Source organism: Roseibium sp. MMSF_3544 (assembly GCF_030732845.1).
In the GTDB taxonomy this organism is placed as follows: Bacteria; Pseudomonadota; Alphaproteobacteria; order Rhizobiales; family Stappiaceae; genus Roseibium.
The window spans coordinates 57,562-76,261 of sequence record NZ_JASHKA010000010.1 but is presented as its reverse complement, the minus strand read 5'-3'; the positions used below and the strand labels follow the sequence as shown (position 1 = coordinate 76,261).

The 18,700-nt window shown below is 58.2% G+C and carries 18 protein-coding genes; 9 read left to right on the top strand and 9 right to left on the bottom strand.

Going from position 1 to position 18,700, the window contains the following annotated elements; genetic code table 11:
* Window position 1 precedes the first annotated feature (1 nt).
* The gene (locus tag RBB47_RS15845; protein ID WP_305986818.1) at window positions 2–895 is read left to right on the top strand and encodes a DMT family transporter; all 894 of its coding nucleotides are present in this window, start codon (window positions 2–4) and stop codon (window positions 893–895) included.
* A 60-nt stretch (window positions 896–955) separates the two neighbouring features.
* Here the strand turns inward: RBB47_RS15845 and RBB47_RS15840 are convergent, their stop codons facing one another.
* Together RBB47_RS15840 and RBB47_RS15835 are read right to left on the bottom strand one after the other, a co-directional pair.
* Window positions 956–1,747 carry an SDR family NAD(P)-dependent oxidoreductase gene (locus RBB47_RS15840; RefSeq protein WP_305986816.1) on the bottom strand — a complete coding sequence of 264 codons (792 nt, stop codon included), beginning with the start codon at window positions 1,745–1,747 and terminating at the stop codon, window positions 956–958.
* Between the two features lie 136 nt (window positions 1,748–1,883).
* Window positions 1,884–3,791 (bottom strand): propionyl-CoA synthetase, encoded by a 1,908-nt coding sequence (locus RBB47_RS15835; RefSeq protein ID WP_305986815.1) that lies wholly within the window; start codon window positions 3,789–3,791, stop codon window positions 1,884–1,886.
* Window positions 3,792–3,962: 171 nt separating this feature from the next.
* On the opposite strand from RBB47_RS15835, the gene RBB47_RS15830 reads away from it, so the two are divergent.
* Together RBB47_RS15830 and RBB47_RS15825 are read left to right on the top strand one after the other, a co-directional pair.
* Window positions 3,963–4,727: a sulfite exporter TauE/SafE family protein gene (locus RBB47_RS15830; protein ID WP_305986813.1), complete on the top strand. Its 765-nt coding sequence runs from the start codon at window positions 3,963–3,965 to the stop codon at window positions 4,725–4,727.
* Window positions 4,728–4,823: 96 nt separating this feature from the next.
* The gene (locus RBB47_RS15825; RefSeq protein ID WP_305986812.1) at window positions 4,824–6,458 is read left to right on the top strand and encodes an acyl-CoA synthetase; all 1,635 of its coding nucleotides are present in this window, start codon (window positions 4,824–4,826) and stop codon (window positions 6,456–6,458) included.
* Between the two features lie 57 nt (window positions 6,459–6,515).
* On the opposite strand, the gene RBB47_RS15820 is transcribed toward RBB47_RS15825, so the two are convergent.
* Window positions 6,516–6,695 (bottom strand): YdcH family protein, encoded by a 180-nt coding sequence (locus RBB47_RS15820; protein ID WP_305986811.1) that lies wholly within the window; start codon window positions 6,693–6,695, stop codon window positions 6,516–6,518.
* 365 nt (window positions 6,696–7,060) lie between these two features.
* On the opposite strand from RBB47_RS15820, the gene RBB47_RS15815 reads away from it, so the two are divergent.
* The 3 genes from RBB47_RS15815 (at window position 7,061) to RBB47_RS15805 (ending at window position 9,009) form a co-directional block, all read left to right on the top strand.
* Window positions 7,061–7,258: a YdcH family protein gene (locus tag RBB47_RS15815; protein WP_305986810.1), complete on the top strand. Its 198-nt coding sequence runs from the start codon at window positions 7,061–7,063 to the stop codon at window positions 7,256–7,258.
* A 137-nt stretch (window positions 7,259–7,395) separates the two neighbouring features.
* Window positions 7,396–7,890: a 5-(carboxyamino)imidazole ribonucleotide mutase gene (gene purE / locus RBB47_RS15810; RefSeq protein WP_305986809.1), complete on the top strand. Its 495-nt coding sequence runs from the start codon at window positions 7,396–7,398 to the stop codon at window positions 7,888–7,890.
* A gap of 24 nt (window positions 7,891–7,914) precedes the next feature.
* On the top strand, window positions 7,915–9,009 hold the full coding sequence (locus RBB47_RS15805) for a 5-(carboxyamino)imidazole ribonucleotide synthase (protein WP_305986808.1): 1,095 nt from the start codon (window positions 7,915–7,917) through the stop codon (window positions 9,007–9,009).
* A 1-nt stretch (window position 9,010) separates the two neighbouring features.
* Here the strand turns inward: RBB47_RS15805 and RBB47_RS15800 are convergent, their stop codons facing one another.
* Entirely contained in the window at window positions 9,011–10,408 is a 1,398-nt protein-coding gene (locus tag RBB47_RS15800) for an MATE family efflux transporter (RefSeq protein ID WP_305986807.1), read from the bottom strand.
* A 650-nt stretch (window positions 10,409–11,058) separates the two neighbouring features.
* Here RBB47_RS15800 and rpsU point away from each other — a divergent pair.
* The 3 genes from rpsU to RBB47_RS15785 all read left to right on the top strand — a co-directional run bounded on the left by rpsU (window position 11,059) and on the right by RBB47_RS15785 (window position 13,014).
* Window positions 11,059–11,286 (top strand): 30S ribosomal protein S21, encoded by a 228-nt coding sequence (rpsU, locus tag RBB47_RS15795; RefSeq protein ID WP_207142267.1) that lies wholly within the window; start codon window positions 11,059–11,061, stop codon window positions 11,284–11,286.
* 168 nt (window positions 11,287–11,454) lie between these two features.
* Window positions 11,455–12,309, top strand: a complete 855-nt coding sequence (locus RBB47_RS15790) for a tetratricopeptide repeat protein (protein ID WP_305986806.1) — start codon at window positions 11,455–11,457, stop codon at window positions 12,307–12,309.
* A gap of 120 nt (window positions 12,310–12,429) precedes the next feature.
* Window positions 12,430–13,014 carry an NAD(P)H-dependent oxidoreductase gene (locus tag RBB47_RS15785; RefSeq protein WP_305986805.1) on the top strand — a complete coding sequence of 195 codons (585 nt, stop codon included), beginning with the start codon at window positions 12,430–12,432 and terminating at the stop codon, window positions 13,012–13,014.
* A 102-nt stretch (window positions 13,015–13,116) separates the two neighbouring features.
* Here the strand turns inward: RBB47_RS15785 and RBB47_RS15780 are convergent, their stop codons facing one another.
* The 5 genes from RBB47_RS15780 to RBB47_RS15760 form a co-directional block, all read right to left on the bottom strand.
* Window positions 13,117–13,788 (bottom strand): RluA family pseudouridine synthase, encoded by a 672-nt coding sequence (locus RBB47_RS15780; protein WP_305986804.1) that lies wholly within the window; start codon window positions 13,786–13,788, stop codon window positions 13,117–13,119.
* 79 nt (window positions 13,789–13,867) lie between these two features.
* On the bottom strand, window positions 13,868–14,149 hold the full coding sequence (locus RBB47_RS15775; RefSeq protein ID WP_305986803.1) for an aa3-type cytochrome c oxidase subunit IV: 282 nt from the start codon (window positions 14,147–14,149) through the stop codon (window positions 13,868–13,870).
* 162 nt (window positions 14,150–14,311) lie between these two features.
* Complete coding sequence (locus RBB47_RS15770) at window positions 14,312–15,691, bottom strand: AarF/ABC1/UbiB kinase family protein (RefSeq protein ID WP_305986801.1); 1,380 nt, start codon at window positions 15,689–15,691, stop codon at window positions 14,312–14,314.
* Window positions 15,692–15,792: 101 nt separating this feature from the next.
* Window positions 15,793–16,683 (bottom strand): DUF3445 domain-containing protein, encoded by an 891-nt coding sequence (locus tag RBB47_RS15765; protein WP_305986800.1) that lies wholly within the window; start codon window positions 16,681–16,683, stop codon window positions 15,793–15,795.
* A gap of 34 nt (window positions 16,684–16,717) precedes the next feature.
* Window positions 16,718–18,544: a M3 family oligoendopeptidase gene (locus RBB47_RS15760; RefSeq protein WP_305986799.1), complete on the bottom strand. Its 1,827-nt coding sequence runs from the start codon at window positions 18,542–18,544 to the stop codon at window positions 16,718–16,720.
* Window positions 18,545–18,700: the final 156 nt, after the last annotated feature.

The following is an 18,700-nucleotide window of genomic DNA, read 5'->3' as shown; positions in this document are numbered from 1 at the left end:
TATGTCGATCGACTTCAAAGGCATCAGCTTGCGTGTCGGTGCCACATTCTTCTTCACGTTGATGGTTATTTTCATCAAATGGCTGTCCGACGAGATTCCTGTTGGCCAGGTCGTCTTCTTCCGAAGTGCATTTGCGTTGATCCCGCTGGTACTGTTCCTGATGTGGACACGAGAATTTCCATCCGGGCTCAGGACAAGACGCCCTGGCAGTCATGTCGCCCGGTGTATCCTCGGCTGCCTTGCCATGTTCGCGAGTTTCGCGAGCCTGAAGTACCTGCCGCTGTCGCATGCTTCGATCATCGGCTACATGGCTCCTGTTCTCGCCGTTGTCCTGGCAGCCATTCTGCTGAAGGAAACCGTCAACGCCGCGCGCTGGTTCGGTGTTTTGTTCGGTTTTCTAGGAATGCTGGTTCTGATCCTGCCGACCGCAACAAGCGCCAGTGTCGACGTCACCTATCTGACCGGTGTTGGCCTTGCCTTGGCGATGGCAATCCTGACCGCAGGTGCAAAGATACAAATTCGCAGCCTTGCCCTGACAGAAAACGCCGGCGCCATAGCTTTTTACTTTGCACTCACATGCACCATTGCCGGACTTGCGACCCTTCCCTTCGATTGGACAACGCCGAGCTGGCACCAACTGGGCCTGCTGGTCTGCACCGGATTTGCTGGCGGCATTGCGCATATCCTGATGACACTGAGTTATCAGTACAGCGAGATCTCGAAACTGGCCGCCTTTGAATACCTGTCGCTTGTGTTTGCCGTAATCGCAGATGTGCTCTTCTTCGACATTCTACCGGAGCCGGCCTTTTACGCCGCTGCCGCTTGCATCATTTGCGCGACACTTGTCGTTGCCCTTAAAGACAGGGCACCGAAGGCTCAGACGGCCCTGCGCTGATCTGACTGTAAAAAGGGTGGCGCATTTATTTGATCGATGGCTCTGCTTGCAGTTGCCCAATCAGTCCTCTTCAGGCACGGCCACTGTGTAGTTCAGCGGCATCCGTCCTCCATCGGCGAAAATCGTCTGACCGGTGACATATCCTGCGTCTTCCGACGCCAGGAACGCGGCGACACCGGCAATTTCCGACGGCTCGCCAATGCGCAACAGCGGTGTGCGCGACATGATCCTCTGCTTGGCCGCCGGATCGCTGTTCACCGCCGCCAGCATTTCGGTCATGATCGACCCCGGCCCGATGGCATTGACCCGGATACCGTGCGGAGCAAGGGCCAGGGCGGTTGTCTTGGTCAGCTGCGACACGCCGCCCTTGGAAACGCAGTACGGGATCTGGTTCGGGATCGCGAGAACCGAATTGATCGATGACATGTTGATGATGCAGCCCGGGTCACCGCCGCCTTCGATTTTCTCCACCATGTGGCGTGCAACGGCTTGAGAACACAAGAACGCGCCTTTCAGGTTGACGCCAAGGATCCGGTCAAAGTCGTCTTCCTCAAGCTCCAGAAAATCGGCGCCGCCGACGATGCCGGCATTGTTGACCAGAATGTCGATGTCGCCATAGGCGTTGAGTGTCTCGGCAACCATGTTGCGCACATCGAGGCGTTCGGCCACGTTGCAATGGATGTAAATGACCTCGCCGAGGGTCGACAGATCTTCCACCGCTTCCTCGCCGGTCGTGTCGTCGATGTCGGCGATGACGACCTTGGCCCCGTCCATGAGGAACCGCTTGGCAACGGCAAACCCAATCCCCTGAGCGGCGCCTGTTACGATGGCAACCTTATTTTCCAAAGACACGAAAAACCTCACGGCTGATTGACAATGTGAGCGCCGCACAAACGATGCGGGCCGCTTCCTAGCGGCCCGACCTTAAGTTCCAAAGACGTCCATGTCGATGGCTGATGAAGCCATCCAGCTACGTAAGCTGCTGCCGCTAGGCTGAAATCCCGTGAGATTTCAAGGCGTCGGTGATCTCATCCAAAATCGCGGGATCGTCGATCGTCGCCGGCATTTTGTAGCTTTCGCCGTCCGCGATCTGCCGCATGGTCCCGCGAAGGATCTTGCCCGAGCGGGTTTTGGGCAAGCGGTCGACGGTAATAGCGATCTTGAAAGCCGCCACAGGTCCGATTTTTTCGCGAACCAGCTTCACCAGCTCTTTTTCGATGTCTTCGTGCGATCTCTCCACGCCCGACTTCAGCACCACGAAACCGCAGGGCAACTGGCCCTTCAGCTTGTCGGCAATGCCGATGACGGCACACTCGGCAACGTCCGGGTGGGTCGCAAGAACCTCTTCCATGCCGCCGGTCGACAACCTGTGTCCGGCCACGTTGATGATGTCGTCGGTCCGCGCCATGATCGACAGGTACCCGTCATCATCGATGATGCCCGCATCGGCTGTCTTGTAGTAGCCGGGAAACTCGGCGAGATAGGAATCGAAGAACCGCTTGTCCGCGTTCCAAAGTGTTGGCAGAACACCCGGCGGCAGCGGCAGCTTCACCACGATGTTGCCGAGCGTGTTTGCTCCCAGCGGGTGACCGGCGTCGTCCAGAACCTGAACGTCGTAACCGGGCATCGGCACGGTCGGAGAGCCCGGTTTGACCGGCAGCTGGCCAAGGCCGAGCGGGTTGCCAACGATGCACCAGCCGGTCTCCGTCTGCCACCAATGGTCGATCACCGGCACCTGAAGTTGATCAATGGCCCAGTTCACCGTTTCTGGGTCTGCGCGTTCGCCGGCAAGAAACAGCGACCGGTACTGCGACAGATCGTATTTCTTGATCAATTCGCCATTCGGGTCTTCCTTGCGGATTGCCCGGAACGCTGTGGGCGCGGTGAAAAGCGATACCACGTTGTGATCGGAAATCACGCGCCAGAACACGCCGGCATCCGGTGTTCCAACGGGCTTGCCCTCGAACACGATCGTCGTGCAGCCGTGAAGAAGCGGCGCGTAGCAGATGTAGGAATGGCCCACCACCCAACCGACATCCGACGCAGCCCAGAAGACTTCGCCGGGCTGGACATCGTAAAGGTTCGACATGGTCCATTTGAGAGCCACCATGTGGCCGCCATTGTCACGGACAACGCCTTTCGGCTGACCGGTCGTGCCAGAGGTGTAGAGGATGTAGAGGGGATCATTCGCCTTGACGGTTACCGGCGCAATCTTGCGTCCGGCGGCCTTTGCATCTCCGGCAAGTTTGCCGAGATCGTGGTCACGTCCCTCGATCATGTCCGCGCCCTGTTCCTCGCGCTGGAAGACGAAACAGGCTTCCGGTTTGTGCGTGGACAGTTCGATCGCCTGATCGATGAGGGGCTTGTAGGCAATGACCCGGCCCGGCTCTATCCCGCAGGACGCGGCGATGATCGCCTTGGGAGAGGCATCGTCAATGCGTGTCGCGAGTTCGTTGGCCGCAAACCCCCCGAACACGACAGAGTGGATGACACCAAGGCGCGCACAGGCAAGCATTGCCATAACCGCCTGCGGGATCATCGGCATGTAGATGATCGCCCGGTCGCCTTTCTCAAGGCCCTGATCGCTGAAAACCGCCGCCATGGCTTCAACTTCTGCCAGCAGCTCGGCAAAGCTGTAGGTCGCCGTCTTGCCGGTGATCGGGCTGTCGTAGATCAGTGCCGGCTGCCCCGGGCGGCCGCGTTCCACGTGGCGGTCAAGGCAGTTGTAACAGGTGTTGCACTCCCAGTCCGGAAACCAGCGGCCATATTGACCGTGATCCGGATCGAACACCGTGTCGGTCGTGGACACCCAGTCGATTTCGGACGCCGCCGCTTTCCAAAACCCGAGAGGGTTGTCCTTCCAATCCTGGTAGACCTCGTGATACCGGCTCGCCATGTCAAATCCTCCCAAAAAGCCGCGTCGGCATTTTGCGATAGAGTGCTGTAAGGGAAGGCGGAAATGCAAGTCTCATAACGTAAGCAATTAGACGGTCGGGACTTTACGTAAGCACTCTGGCGTGCTTGTTTCCCGCGTCCCTGCCATGTATCCAACCGATCTTTCCGCCATATGATCCCGATAAACGATCCCTGGTTTTATTCGGCCGCGATCCCTGCGGTCATTGTCGTCGGCCTGTCCAAGGGCGGCTTTGGCGGCACGATGGGCATGCTCGCCGTACCGATCCTGACGCTGGTGATATCGCCTGTCCAGGCAGCCGGGATCATGCTGCCGATCCTGGTCCTGATGGATATCGTCGCGCTCATTGCCTACAAGGGTCGCGCTGACTGGCACTGTCTGTCGATCCTGCTGCCCGCCGCCATCATCGGTATCGGCATCGGCTGGGCGACGGCCGCCTATGTCGATGACGACTTCGTCAGGCTGCTCGTCGGCCTGATCTCCATCGCCTTCGTCGCCGATTATGTGTTCAAACGGCGCAAGCAGGCCCAGGCCGCCGAGCACAACGCGGCCAAGGGGTATTTCTGGGGCGGTATTGCCGGTTTCACCAGCTTCATCAGCCACACCGGCGGCCCTCCCTACCAGATGTACACCGTGCCGTTGCGTATGCCTCAGGCGATTTATGCCGGGACCGCCGTGATCTTTTTCGCCACGGGCAATGCCATCAAGCTGGTTCCCTATTTTTTCCTCGGCCAGTTCGACACGACCAATCTGACGACGTCCGCAATTCTCGTTCCGATAGCGTTCATCGCAACGCTGGTGGGCGTTCAATTGGTGCGCCACGTCAAGGCAGAAACGTTCTATGCCTTCATCTATGTCTTCATGGCCATCATCGGCCTTAAGCTCACCTATGACGGCGTGGCCGGTCTTTTGTCCTGACAACAGCCGGTGTTATCAATCTGCCGGAGAAGATTGCGCCGCCCGGAATTTCCGGATTTGATAGCCAAAACAGAGCGATAAATTGGGAGAACGGCAATGGACGCGAGCATCAGCCCCTATGAACAGGGACTTGATAAGACCACAGCCAATTTCGCGGCCCTCAGTCCGCTCAGTTTCCTGGCACGATCTGCAGACGTGTTCCCCGAAAAGATCGCCATCGTTCACGGCAATCAGCGGACCGATTACCGGACGTTCTATCGCCGTGCCCGACAGCTGGCGTCCGCGCTTGCATCCCGTGGCATCGGCAAGAACGACACGGTCAGTGTGATGCTCTCCAACGTACCGCCCATGCTAGAGGCCCACTACGGCGTCCCGATGACCAGGGCGGTGCTGCATTCGATGAACACGCGCCTGGATGCGGCGATCATTGCGTTCCAGCTCGATCATGCCGACTGCAAGGTGCTGATCACCGACCGCGAATACGCTCCGGTTGTCAAGGAAGCCCTGTCGATGGCCTCGGTGAAACCGCTGGTGATTGATTATTCCGATCCCGAGTTCCCGCAAGATGGAGAACGGCTTGGCAATCTGGATTACGAGGACTTTCTGCAAACCGGCGACCCGGAGTTTCAATGGTCCCTGCCCGATGACGAATGGGACGCCATCACGCTGAATTACACTTCAGGCACGACCGGCAATCCGAAGGGCGTGGTCTACCACCATCGCGGTGCTTATCTGCTGGCCCAGGCCAACGTGATCACGGCATCTATGGCCAAGCATCCGGTCTATCTCTGGACCTTGCCGATGTTCCACTGCAACGGCTGGTGTTTTCCCTGGTCGATCTCCGTCGTTGCCGGAACCCATGTCTGCCTGCGCTGGGTCCGTCCACAGGCCATGTGGGACCTGATTGCCGATGAAGGCGTGACCCATCTGTGCGGCGCGCCGATCATCATGTCGACGCTGTTGAACGCTGCCCCGGACCAGAAGCGGGATCTCGAGCGAGAAGTCGAATTCTTCACCGCTGCCGCGCCGCCGCCCGAAAGCGTCCTCGCCGCAATGAAAACCGCCGGTTTCAATGTGACCCATCTCTACGGCCTGACGGAGGTGTACGGTCCCGCCGTCGTCAACGACTGGAAAGCCGAATGGGACGGATTGACGCTTGAACAGCAGGCTCAAAAAAAGGCCCGGCAGGGCGTTCGTTATGTCGCGCTGGAAGACCTCAAGGTGCTCGATCCGGAAACGCTTGCGCCCGTACCATCCGACGGCGAAACCCTCGGCGAAGTGATGTTCCGAGGCAACGTCGTGATGAAAGGCTACCTGAAAAACGAAGACGCGACACAGAAGGCCTTTGGTGGCGGATGGTTCCACTCCGGCGATCTCGGCGTGATGCATCCCGATGGCTATATCCAGCTCAAGGACCGGTCCAAGGACATCATCATTTCCGGAGGGGAAAATATCTCATCGATCGAAGTCGAGGACGTCCTTTACAAACATCCGGACGTGCAGGCTGCCGCAGTCGTTGCCCGGCCCGACGAGAAATGGGGTGAAACGCCGTGTGCTTTTGTTGAGCGCAAAGAGGGCTCTGAAGTGAGTGAGGCTGATCTGATCGGGTTTTGCAGGGAGCATCTTGCCAACTTCAAGGCCCCCAAGACGGTCGTCTTCTGCGAGCTTCCCAAGACCTCCACCGGCAAGATCCAGAAATTCGCCTTGAGAGAGCAGGCCAAAACCCTGTGACGTAAAACAAAAACGCCGCGCGATGCGCGGCGTTTCGATCCTCGTTCGGTAATACCCCTAGTGGAGGGTCTTTTCTTGCCGTATTCGCTCAATCTCGTCCTTGATCTTGAGCTTTTGTCGTTTCATGTCAGCCAATTCCAGGGAGTCTGTACTCGGGTGCAACAGGGCGTCTTCAATCTTGCGTTTCATTTCCGCGTGACGGCGCTCAAGTTCTTCGAGATGCGACTGCATTGACATGGATAAACCTCCTGTCTGTTGGCTCAACATTACCATCGTGCCACAGGAAATCGGACCTTGTCGATTGCAGAATCCGCATATCTTATCCATTTCGCCGTCAAATTATGCATTCGTGCCATCATGCTTAGAAAACCCTGAAGAATTGCGCTCTAATAACCGCTTAAAAACGCAAGAAAAATCACGACGGAAATTTTGCCAGTTCACAGGTTTTCCGCCTGCTCAAGTTTTTGGCATTTTATCTGGCGGGACCCGCACCGGATGGCCGCTTTAATCCGGTCGCAAGCCTGCGAAAGATGCTATCTTGCCCGCCGGCAGTGAAATGGACTACGAAATGACTCAAGCAGTCGGGGGAATCGAGGGCGCAAATGGATACTGATGCTTTGCGAATGGAGCTGGCACAGCTTCGTCAGGAACACCGTGATCTTGACGTTGCCGTGGAGGCCCTTGCGGCAACATCGAACCACGACGTTTTGCAACTTCAGCGCCTGAAGAAAAAGAAGCTGATGATCAAGGACCGCATTACGGCACTGGAAGACCAGCTGTTTCCAGACATCATCGCCTGAGCTTGAAACACCGCTTGTCGCCGCCAAAGTGACAGCCCTCCAGAAATTCTCCTGAAACCCACGTTTCCGACTTGCGATGCGCGCGGCGCTGCCTATACTCCGCGCCTTTCTGAGCCCCCCGTTTAGTGGAGCAAACAATGGCAAACGCGGATGTCGCAATCATCATGGGCAGCCAGTCCGACTGGCCGACAATGAAGCACGCGGCGGATACGCTCGACGAACTCGGGGTGAGCTACGAGGCACGCATCGTCTCTGCGCACCGCACGCCGGAACGCATGTACGATTTCGCGAAAAGTGCCAAGGCCAACGGTTTCAAGGTTATCATCGCAGGAGCCGGCGGCGCGGCCCACCTTCCCGGCATGACGGCATCACTGACGCCGTTGCCCGTGTTTGGCGTTCCGGTCGAAAGCCGGACGCTGTCAGGCGAAGACAGCCTTTTGTCGATCGTCCAGATGCCCGGTGGTATTCCCGTCGGAACCCTTGCAATCGGCAAAGCCGGTGCGACCAATGCTGCCCTGCTGGCCGCGGCTGTCCTTGCACTGAGCAATTCCGTGATCGAGGCAGCCCTGGACTCATACCGCTCGGAACGCACGGCCGCTGTTGCCGAAGTCCCGACCAGCGAAAACCTGTAATTCCCTCCGGCACGGGACAGACCGATGACATCTGCAAATAAGCTCAGCCCCGGCGACACGATCGGCATTCTCGGCGGTGGCCAGCTTGGACGGATGCTTGCACAGTCCGCAGCCAGCCTTGGTTTGAAGACCCATATCTTCTGCCCGGATCCGAGCAGTCCGGCCTTTGACGTGAGCGCGACCTTCACCGTTGCCCCCTATGAAGATGTCGATGCGCTGAACCTGTTTGCAAATGCTGTTTCGGTTGTGACCTACGAATTCGAGAATGTGCCAGGCAACACGGCCGCACACCTGAACGCCAGGGTCCCGGTGCGCCCCGGCGTGCGCGCCCTCGAAGTGTCGCAGGACCGTCTGTTCGAAAAACAATTCCTGTCGGGCGCCGGCGTCGCGATTGCCGGTTATGCGGACATCAACTCGCAAGAGGACTTGGAGGATGCCCTCGCGACTTTTGGCGGCGAAGGCGTGCTGAAAACACGGCGGTTCGGCTACGACGGCAAGGGCCAACTTATGATTCGTGGCGCAGCGGACATTCCAGGCGCCTTTGACAAGATCGGCGCCGTTCCGGCCGTTCTGGAAGCGCTGATCCCGTTCGATTGCGAAGTCTCCGTGATCGTCGCCCGGGATCTCAACGGCAGCTGCAAGAGTTACGACATTGCGCGCAACCACCACGAAAACCACATTCTGAAGACCTCGACCGTACCGGCCGGCGTTTCTGAAGACACGCTGGAGGCTGCCCGCAAGATGGCGGAGCAGATCGTGAACGGGCTGGACTATGTCGGCGTCATGGGCGTGGAAATGTTCCTGGTCCGCGACGGCTCGACGGAAAAGCTTCTCGTCAACGAGGTCGCACCACGCGTTCACAATTCCGGACACTGGACCCAGGACGCTTGCCTGACCTCGCAGTTTGACCAGCACATTCGTGCCGTTGCGGGATGGCCGCTTGGCGCCGCGGACCGGCACTCCGACGTTATCATGGAGAACCTGATCGGATTTGAAGCCGATACCAGGGATGAGGTGCTGAAAGAGCCGAATGCACGGCTCCATCTTTACGGCAAGGCGGAGACTCGCGAAGGCCGCAAGATGGGTCACGTCAACCGCATTTCGGCAAAAACCGTCTAGATCATATCCTCACGAGGTGGAGCTTTTCCCTGCGTGCAAATCGGGTATTGGCCAGAAGCGCCACAAATGCCAATCCGGCCGCCAGCCCGAACCAGACGCCGACCCCGCCCCAACCGGCAATGAACCCGAGCCCATAGGACAGGCTGAGGCCGACAACCCAATAGCCGAACAGCGCGTAGAGCAGCGGAATGGCCGTGTCGCCCAGACCGCGCAGATTGTTGACGCCGATGATCTGTCCGCCATCGGCAAGCTGGAACAGGGCCGCAACCAGGAGGAACGACACGCCATAGGCAAGGACCTCCTGCGAATCGGGATCGTTGAAGTCGAGATAGAGCCCAATGAGCGTCTCGGGCAGCGTCCAGAACAGAACGGCAAAGCAGCCCATGAAGACCATCGTGACGCCAAGCGCGCTCCAGCCGGCCCTGCCGACCCCCTGCCGGTCGCCGCGACCGGCTGCAAGGCTGACCCGGGTCATTGCGGCCATGGACAGTCCCACGGGCACCATGAAGGTGATGGAAGCGATTTGAAGGGCAATCCCGTGCGCGGCAAGCGGGACGGCGCCGAGCCAGCCGATCATGATCGCTGATGCCGTGAACAGCGACCCTTCGGCGACAATCGTCAGTCCGATGGGCGTTCCTATGCGCAGGATCTGAAAGAAAACAGGCCAGTCCGAGCGCCAGATGCGACCCAGGATGTTGTAGCGCCGAAGCTTGGGATGCCAAAGCGCATAAGCGAGCAGGAACAAAAACGTGCTCGTGGCGCTGAAGACAGAGGCAATGCCCGCACCGACCAGCTCCAGGCGGGGAAAACCAAATTCGCCGAAGATCAGCAGGTAGTCGACAATCGCGTTGATGACCGCGCCCGCAATTGTTGCCCAAAGCACCACCTGGGTGCGTTCCATGACGGTCAGGAACCCGCGAACAGCCATGATCAGCAAAGCCGGCAGCATGGTCCACTGGAGAACGCGCATGTAGATGCCGGCAAGCCTTGCAAGTTCGGGGTCCTGGTCTAGCGCAAGCAGAATGTGCTCGGTGAAGAAAAGCACCACCCAGACCGGAACCGAAAAATACACTGAAACCCAGAAGCCCATGCGCACGGCGCGCCTGAGGTCGCGCGGCCTCCGCTGACTGCGCGCACGCGCTGCGAGCGGAATGGCCGCCTGCAGGATACCCATGCCGAAGAACCACAACAGCATGTAGAAATTGAAGGCGAGCACGGAGGCGGCAAGTTCGGTTGCACCCAGCCGGCTGATCATAACGACGTCCGTCGCATTGATCGCGATCTGTGCGAGTTGCGCTCCGGCCAAAGGCATGCCCAGCGACAGCGTCGGGACAATGTCGCTTCGCCACAACGATTGGCCCTTGGCTGCTTCGGGCTCTCCTGACGCAGGACGCGCCATTGTTTCCTCCAATAATGAGGGCGTTAGACGTGCCTGCTTGAGCGAGGCAGTAATAGCCCTTTTGAGCGATATGACGCCACTCGACCCGTTTTCGGGTTCGCCGGTTTGACGCGATCCGCGTGGTGGTCTTGCTGACCGCAAGTAGAGCGCAACGACGTCTGGAGGCCCTGAAAAGCGGACCTCCGGTGGACCAATTCAGTTCATCTCCAGCGTTGCGGAGCGTGCTCCATACCCCACATCACGCTGCGCTCCGCGCCTTGGATGAGAGCCGAATTGAGTCCGTAAAGTGAGTTCGTATCGTCCAAAAGGGCTCTGGCTTCCGGTGGGAAAATCAGCTCTACTGCCCATTGAGTGCGCTGTCCATCTTTCTTCTGCTGTGGACCGAAATCGGCGACCGATTTGGTCGTATTTCTCGCGAATGACTGTGGACAGGCAGGGTTCGTTCTGGTATCTACCCCGCTTATGTGAGCGACGCGTCAGCGGCGATCAGGTTCCTGTACACAAGTGAAAGCATTGCAGCCAGGTGACTGCAACGGACATTCACTGCGTGATTTCGGGAGCGCCGTGGATCGTTGGCGAGACCTCGCTTTAATCAACGTCTAAATCTGTCTGCGGTTTGACCGCAGAGCATAGAAAACGGGAAATTACGCGTGCAGGTATTGGTTCGCGACAACAATGTCGATCAGGCGCTCAAGGCGCTGAAGAAAAAGATGCAGCGCGAAGGCATCTTCCGGGAAATGAAACTTCGCGGCCATTTTGAAAAGCCGTCTGAGAAGAAGGCGCGTGAGAAGGCTGAAGCCATCCGCCGCGCACGCAAGCTGGCTCGCAAGCGGGCACAGCGCGAAGGTCTTGTTCCGGGCAAATCCGCTCGCCGCTAATCCGGCTGGAGTGGCCCCGGCGGCATAACCGCCTTTTCAATGCATGTTTGCCGTAAGGCCGACCGAAGTAACGGTCGGCTTTTTGGCGTTTTGCAAAGTTTGTTCTGGACTTGAGCCAGTTAAAAAACCGCAGCCACATTACCGCCCTATTGGAGGCAGATGAACGGCATGTCCAATCGCTTGACTGTAAGAGAGCATATGTGCCGCATGCGCAAGTTTCTGCCACACGCGACCCTGCTCAGCCTGGCGACACTGCTGGCTGCGTGCAACACGTCTGGTGTTTATGATGATGTTCCGGTCAATAAGTCCGCCGGCTCGTCGACCAACATCGCGTCTTTGACAGCTGTCATTGAATCCAATCCATCCGACGCGACCGCCTACAGCACGCGCGGCATCGCCTACGGACAGGCAGGTAAACTTGACCTGGCGATTGCAGATTTCAACACCGCGCTGCAGCTCAATCCGCAGTCTTTCCAGACATATGCGAACCGTGCACTGGTTTACCGTCGGCAGGGGCAGAACGATCTCGCGGTTTCCGACTACACCCGCGCGATCAACATCAAGCCAGACTATGACGTTGCCTATGTCGGACGGGGCAACATCTATCGCCAGCAGGGCAACTACGGCGCCGCTCTCGCCGACTTCAATTCGGTGATCACCCGCGACAGCAGTGATGCGCGCGCGTTCTACAATCGCGGTCTCATCTATCAGGCCCAGAAACAGGACAGCCTCGCGATCGAGGACTTCGCAACGGCGATCGGCCTCAATCCGAAAGCCAGCGCGCCCTATATCGCCCGCGGCATTTCCTATCTGGCCGTCAACGACCCGACTGCCGCCTTCGAGGATCTGTCAATGGCGGTCAATCTTGACCGGGATTCGTCCGTTGCCTGGGCAAACCGCGGCCTCGCCCTGGAGATGCTCGGAAAGCCGCAGGATGCCCGCCGCAATTACACAAGGGCGATGACGCTCGACAATTCGAACAAGCTTGCGCGCGAAGGGCTTGGCCGCGTCGGTCAGGGCTGACGACTATCGGCAAGCGGGAACCGCGTGCCGGGCGCGGCTGATCCAGATCAACGCAAACAGACCGCCTGAAGATATCATTGAGACCTTCCTTCATCAGTTTCAGCACAGATGGAAGGCCCTATGAAAACCCTTTTGATCCTGGATGGTCATCCGGATCCGGACGACAGTCACCTCTGCCACGCGCTTGCGCAGGCCTACGCAAATGGTGCTGAACATGCCGGACACCGCGTAAGCCTTATTCGCGTTGCGGATATCGACTTCCCAATCCTGCGCATACCGTCTGATTTCACCAAAAAACCCAGCCCCGAAGCCCTTGGACCGGCGCGCGACGTCCTGCTTGAAGCGGATCACCTTGTTCTGATCTATCCGCTTTGGCTCGGCACATTGCCGGCATACACAAAGGGCTTCCTGGAACAGCTACTTCATTACGACACCGCTTTCGAGCGTTCGCCGGAAGACCGCTGGCCGAAAGGCAAGATGCTCGGCAAATCGGCACGGGTCGTGTTGACGGCGGGCATGCCGGCCCTTGCCTACAAATTCTGGTACGGCGCCCACAGCCTGAAAAGCCTGAAGCGAAACATCCTTGGCTTCGTCGGTTTCAAACCGGTCAGGTCTACGGTCTTCGGCATGGTCGAACACGCCGATGCCGCACAGGTTGACCGCTGGCTGAAGACAATGGAATCGCTCGGGGCCAGGGCTCAATAATCTGGCTGAACTAGCCGGAATGAACTTGTTTGGATGAAATGCGCAAAGCTGGAGGAAACCGTTCGGTTTCCAAAGATTTGCAATAACTTTGCCGAACAACCGTCAGAACGGACACTTGGAGCGGAACGTTATCCGTTCGCCACCAGTTGGCTGATGAAACTCGAGGCTCTCGGCGTGGAGCGCCAGTCGCGACGATGCGGCAAGCGCCTCACCATCAGCGTAAAACCGGTCACCGATGATCGGATGCCCCAGGGACAGCATATGAACACGCAATTGGTGAGAGCGTCCCGTGTGCGGAAAAAGGCGTACGCGCGTTGTCCTGAGTCCGCGCTCCAGGACCTCCCAGCGCGTCAGGGCCGGTTTCCCGTGCTCAAAACTCACCATCTGCTTCGGCCTGTTCGGCCAGTCACAAATCAGGGGAAGATCCACCTCACCGTTGTCGGTTTCCGGATGCCCCCAGATATCAGCCACATAGGTTTTCCGGATTTTCCGGCGCTCGAACTGCAAACCCAGATGCCGGTGTGCGGCGGCATTCATGGCAAGCACCATGACTCCCGACGTATCCATGTCGAGCCGGTGTACGATCCGCGCCTCGGGATAGGTATGACGGGCCCGGCTTTCCAGACAGTCGGAATGTTCCGTGGCCTTTCCAGGAACGCTCAAGAGGCCACTTGGCTTGTCGATCACAAGCAGATCGTCGTCGCAGTGGAGCACCGACAAATACGGTTGCTGCGGCGGTTTGTAGACGAATGTGCTGATCTCGGGTGCTGTCATGCTTCGCACTGGGTCAAAACAAAAGGCGTGGCACAGGACCACGCCTTCATTGAGCTTTCAGTCGATCAACCGGTAAGGGTCAGACCAGCAGGATCGCCAGGACACCGGTGAGCACGAAAACGGCGGTCGGCGGGATCCAGCCGGCGTCTCCAAGGGCAAGACCGATTGCAGAGGCGACCACGGTTGCAATCAACATCAGCCAACCAAAGACAACTGCGGTCGTGCCGCCGAAGGCGAAGAGAATCAGGCAAAGAACAATGTTAAGGACGGCGACCGTACCGACTTTGGAGAAGTTGATAAAACCCTCATAAGTGCGTTCGTGCGCTTCGTAGTCCATCCCGGACGTGTTTTCGTCAGCCATAAGTCCTCCAAGGGAAATTCACAATTGGCAAACTTCATACAATAAAGACTTCGGGTTCGGCAATGACGACAGATGCACAAATGGACGCGAAGGACGCGACTTTTTGGCATGATCGGGGAAATTTGCTGCAGAACCGGTCAAAATCCGGCTTGTGATCCGCACTCAGGCCGCGTGAGAGGCCCCTCCGAGACCCGCCGATTGAAGCACCCTCGCCTGTCGGTCCCGGACCGTGGCCGCTTCAAAACCCTCGATCTGCTCGTTGAAGAGCTGATAGAAATTCAGCTGCGCGCGCAGGTGCAGAAAGACGCCCCCGAGGCCAATGGCAGCCCGGTCCATGAAGACGAATTCCTGAGGTACCGTCACGGGCCCCAACTGCTTGAGGGCCGAATGTACCTTGAAAGCTTCCTTGCGGCCGTACTCGGCGGCAGAAACCCCGTCAGCAATGGACCTGACGCGGTCGCTCAGCAGCGGACCGTAGATGAACCTTGCCCAGATATTGAGAACCTCGATGATCTCCTTTTTCAGATCTTTGAAGCCCCAGCGCTCATAGGCTGACACGACCCGGTCGTTGTCCTCTTCCAGAAGACCGCGGTAAAGCTCGACAACGCCTTCGACGAAAGCGTCGGGGAATATGCGGATACAGCCATAGTCGAGCAGGTTGATGCCTGCCGGCGTCCCTTCCTGTTCGAAAACCGTGTAGTTGCCAAGGTGCGGATCACCGTGAATCACGCCGAAGTGGCTGAAAGGATGCCACCAGGCATGAAACATCGTTTTCGCCAGAAGATTGCGCTCTTCCTGGCTGTGTTCCTTGAACTCCAGTAGAGGTTTGCCGGTAAGCCAGCCCATCGTCAGCAAACGTCGTGTCGACAGGTCAGCCATGACGCTCGGCACCCGGATCTGTTCGTAATCCGTCAGGATCTCCTGGTACATCGCGATGTGAGCAGCCTCGCGCACATAGTCCAGTTCCTCGCGAACCCGTGCACTGATTTCCTTGGCAATCTCACGCGTATCGATGGCCGGACTCATTCGCCTGTGCAGGGAAAACAGCATCTGAAGCTGGCTCAGATCGGCTTCAACGGCCGATGCCATGTCAGGGTATTGCAGCTTGCAGGCCAGTACGCGCCCATCCTGTGCGGTCGCCCGGTGCACCTGGCCCAACGACGCGGCAGCAGCCGGTTCCCGACCAAATTCGGCAAATCGGCTTTGCCAGTCCGCACCGAGTTCCGCCCGCATCCGGCGCTTGACGAACGCCCAGCCCATTGGCGGGGCGCTTGCCTGCAGTTTCGCTAGTTCGGTGGTGTATTCGGGTGGCAAGGCGTCCGGGATCGTCGACAGGAGCTGCGCCACTTTCATCAAGGGGCCCTTGAGCCCCCCGAGTGCTTCCGCCAGCTCAGCCGCGTTTTTCGCATTATCCAGGTTCATGCCGAAGAACCGCGCACCGGCGAATTTGGCGGCGATTCCCCCCATATTCGTGCCGACTTTGGCATAACGCCCCATGCGGGCACTCAATCGGTTGCTTTCCCTGTCCTTGGACTGCGGCATCTTGCGCGCGGCTCCGTTCTAAATCGGTTTCTCTCTGTCTCCAGATATGAACTACGGCAAATAAATCCAGTCGGACCAATCAACCAGGTGCCGCATGAAGGTCATATCCGGGCCAAGGTAGCCGCAATCTCATCGCGGGCCTTGACCAAACCCTTGTAGCGCAATTGATCTGCATCCAGTTCCAGCAACTGCGCCCTTAGCCCCGAGGCGATCTCCGATTTGTCTTCCTGCGCAGACAACACTTCGAGCGGGTCGTGGTGGATTTTGATCGTGAACAGAATATCACCGCTTTGCGGCAGCCGGCGCAGTGTCTGTCGTTCCACTCTTAAGAACAGCCTGGCAAACGTTTCCCCCGACACCTTGAACGGAATACGCTCAGGAAGTGGGTGGTGCAGGTTTTCGTCAGGATAGATCGACCAGTTGAAACGGCACAGAAGCTGTTCCGCCTTGAGGTTTTCAAAAAGGCGCGCGACGACCTGACCCATCCGCCCGCCATTGAAACCGGGAACGCCCTCGTGGATGCCCGTCATGGACAAGCCGAACTTTTCCGAAAGCCGCCAGGACGAGGGAAAGCAGAGGGACGCTGCAACCAGTCGGTAGCCATCTGGACCTGGACGCATGATCACCAGATCTTCCTGCACGAGCCTTGACGCGGTCAGCAGCGGCGGAGGTTCCTCCAGGCTGATTTCCCGCCCAGTCTCAATGAGCCGCACACGGCCGGTCTTGAATTCGTGCGTGTTTCCGTGGAGCCGTCGCAAGTGCTCCACGACGAGTTCAAGAACTTCGAGCTGTGACGCCTGCGTGTTGTCTTCAGCTCTGAAAACCGAATCGAGACTGTCGGCAAACAGCCTTTCCTTTACCTCCAGGTGGCGGCCATGAAGTGTGTCCGGCTCAAGCCAGATCTCCTCACCGATGGGCCTGAGCCCAACGGTAAACGGCTGGCTCGTTCCATCATACGGACGATGCAGAAACGGAGGGGCTGCTTGCGTCATTCAGGTCGTTTCTTTGTCAGCCGCACGGAACTGCTCAGGCGCTGTCCAGCTCTTCGAGCTCGTCGATGATGCGTTCGATGACCGCAAGGCCTTTCTTCCAGAAGTCCGGATCCGACGCGCTCAGTCCGAACGGGGCGAGCAGTTCGGAGTGGTGCTTGGTGCCCCCGGCCTTCAAGAGGTCGAAGTATTTTTCCTGGAACCCCGTTTCTGCGTCTTCATAGACCGCAAAGAGCGAGTTCACCAGGCAGTCGCCAAACGCATAGGCATAGACGTAAAACGGCGAGTGAATGAAGTGCGGGATATAGGTCCAGAAGGTTTCATACCCCTCGTTCAACTTGATCGCAGGTCCCAGGCTCTCGCCCTGGACGGACATCCAAAGCTCACCGATTTTGTCCGCAGTCAATTCTCCGTTGCGCCGCTCCGTGTGCACCTTTCTCTCGAACGAATAAAAGGCGATCTGACGCACCACCGTGTTGATCATGTCTTCGGCTTTCGACGCCAGCATGATCTTGCGCGTGCGCGGGTTATCCGCTTTCGCGAGCAGCGACTTGAAGGTCAGCATTTCGCCAAAAACACTGGCCGTTTCGGCAAGCGTCAGCGGTGTCGGCGCCATCAGGGGCCCGTTGTGTCCGGCAAGCACCTGATGCACACCGTGGCCAAGTTCGTGGGCCAGCGTCATCACATCCCGTATCTTGCCCTGGTAGTTCACAAGAACATAAGGGTGCGCGCTGGGGACCGTCGGATGCGCAAACGCGCCCGGCGCCTTGCCGGAACGGGCCGGGGCGTCGATCCAGCCCTTGTCGAAGAAACGGCCCGCAATCTCGGCCATGTCGGGTGAGAACGCGTCATAGGCAGACAGAACCGTATCCTTGGCTTCTGTCCAGGGAATGACACGCGTGTCGGCGTCCGGCAGCGGTGCATTTCGATCCCAGCTATTGAGCTGCTCCACGCCAAGCCATTTGGCTTTTAGCTGGTAATAGCGGTGCGACAGACGCGGATAGGCGTCACGAACAGCAGCAACCAGCGCATCGACCACATCCCGCTCGACCCGGTTGGCCAGATGCCGGCTGTCGGCGATATCCTTGAAATTCCGCCATCGATCCGAAATTTCCTTATCTTTCGCCAATGTGTTGGTGATCAGCGCGAAGGTTCTCAAGTTCTCCGAAAATGTCTCGTTCAGCGCCGTGAAAGCCTGACGGCGCTTGTCTGGCGAGGGATCCACAAGCAGGTTGAGCGCGGGCTCGATCGCCAGTTTTTCTCCCTCTACGTCGAATGTCAACGACGCCATTGTTTCATCGAAAAGACGGTTCCAGGCATTTCCACCCGTGACCGATTTTTCGTGGAACAACTGCTCGACCCGATCTTCGAGCTGGTAGGGCTTGCCCTTTCGCAAGTCCTCGATCCACGGCTGATAATGAGCCAGCCGCGCGTCCTTGAGCGCCGCGTCCATGACCGCATCATCAACTGTGTTCATTTCCAAAGTGAAGAAGAGCAGATGCGAGCTTGCGGTCGTGATCTGCTCCTGAATGTCGCCATAAAACTTCTGGGCCGCCGGATCGATCGTGTTTCCGGCATAGACAAGGCCGGCAAATGAAATCAGTCGACCCATGAGGTCTTCCAGATCCTCATAGGCCCGGATTGCCGTCACCAGCGCGGACACATTGTTTTCGGCCATCTCGGAGAGACGGCCCTTGTAGGAGGCCTCGAACGTCGTCGCGCGGTCTAGGCTCTCTTTCAGGTCCTGTGCAACGTCGGGTGAGTCCATCGACGGGTAAAGATCGGTCAGGTCCCATTCGGGCAGGTTTCCGACGTCGGAAGATGCTGCGGACTGAGCTGCATGGACAGGGCGCGGCAGAGGCATGTTTTTCTCCGGTGAGGGGTCGCCCCTGGCCGGGGCAACGAACTGTCTTTGTCCAGATTAGTAGGACGGGCGGCTGTTGGCACGCAATTCGGAAAGCGTAATTTTTTTACGAGAGTCTGGACGATTTGTTTACCCGATTGCGACCACAATGGCTCG

Coding starts and splice junctions, on each gene's coding strand:
- RBB47_RS15820 (WP_305986811.1), bottom strand. CDS start 6,695: ATGTCAATGCAGTCGCATCTCGAAGAACTTGAGCGCCGTCACGCGGAA.
- RBB47_RS15775 (WP_305986803.1), bottom strand. CDS start 14,149: ATGGCTGACGAAAACACGTCCGGGATGGACTACGAAGCGCACGAACGC.
- RBB47_RS15845 (WP_305986818.1), top strand. CDS start 2: ATGTCGATCGACTTCAAAGGCATCAGCTTGCGTGTCGGTGCCACATTC.
- RBB47_RS15770 (WP_305986801.1), bottom strand. CDS start 15,691: ATGCCGCAGTCCAAGGACAGGGAAAGCAACCGATTGAGTGCCCGCATG.
- RBB47_RS15830 (WP_305986813.1), top strand. CDS start 3,963: ATGATCCCGATAAACGATCCCTGGTTTTATTCGGCCGCGATCCCTGCG.
- RBB47_RS15765 (WP_305986800.1), bottom strand. CDS start 16,683: ATGACGCAAGCAGCCCCTCCGTTTCTGCATCGTCCGTATGATGGAACG.
- RBB47_RS15825 (WP_305986812.1), top strand. CDS start 4,824: ATGGACGCGAGCATCAGCCCCTATGAACAGGGACTTGATAAGACCACA.
- RBB47_RS15780 (WP_305986804.1), bottom strand. CDS start 13,788: ATGACAGCACCCGAGATCAGCACATTCGTCTACAAACCGCCGCAGCAA.
- RBB47_RS15785 (WP_305986805.1), top strand. CDS start 12,430: ATGAAAACCCTTTTGATCCTGGATGGTCATCCGGATCCGGACGACAGT.
- RBB47_RS15805 (WP_305986808.1), top strand. CDS start 7,915: ATGACATCTGCAAATAAGCTCAGCCCCGGCGACACGATCGGCATTCTC.
- RBB47_RS15835 (WP_305986815.1), bottom strand. CDS start 3,791: ATGGCGAGCCGGTATCACGAGGTCTACCAGGATTGGAAGGACAACCCT.
- RBB47_RS15760 (WP_305986799.1), bottom strand. CDS start 18,544: ATGCCTCTGCCGCGCCCTGTCCATGCAGCTCAGTCCGCAGCATCTTCC.
- purE (WP_305986809.1), top strand. CDS start 7,396: ATGGCAAACGCGGATGTCGCAATCATCATGGGCAGCCAGTCCGACTGG.
- RBB47_RS15800 (WP_305986807.1), bottom strand. CDS start 10,408: ATGGCGCGTCCTGCGTCAGGAGAGCCCGAAGCAGCCAAGGGCCAATCG.
- RBB47_RS15790 (WP_305986806.1), top strand. CDS start 11,455: ATGTCCAATCGCTTGACTGTAAGAGAGCATATGTGCCGCATGCGCAAG.
- RBB47_RS15815 (WP_305986810.1), top strand. CDS start 7,061: ATGGATACTGATGCTTTGCGAATGGAGCTGGCACAGCTTCGTCAGGAA.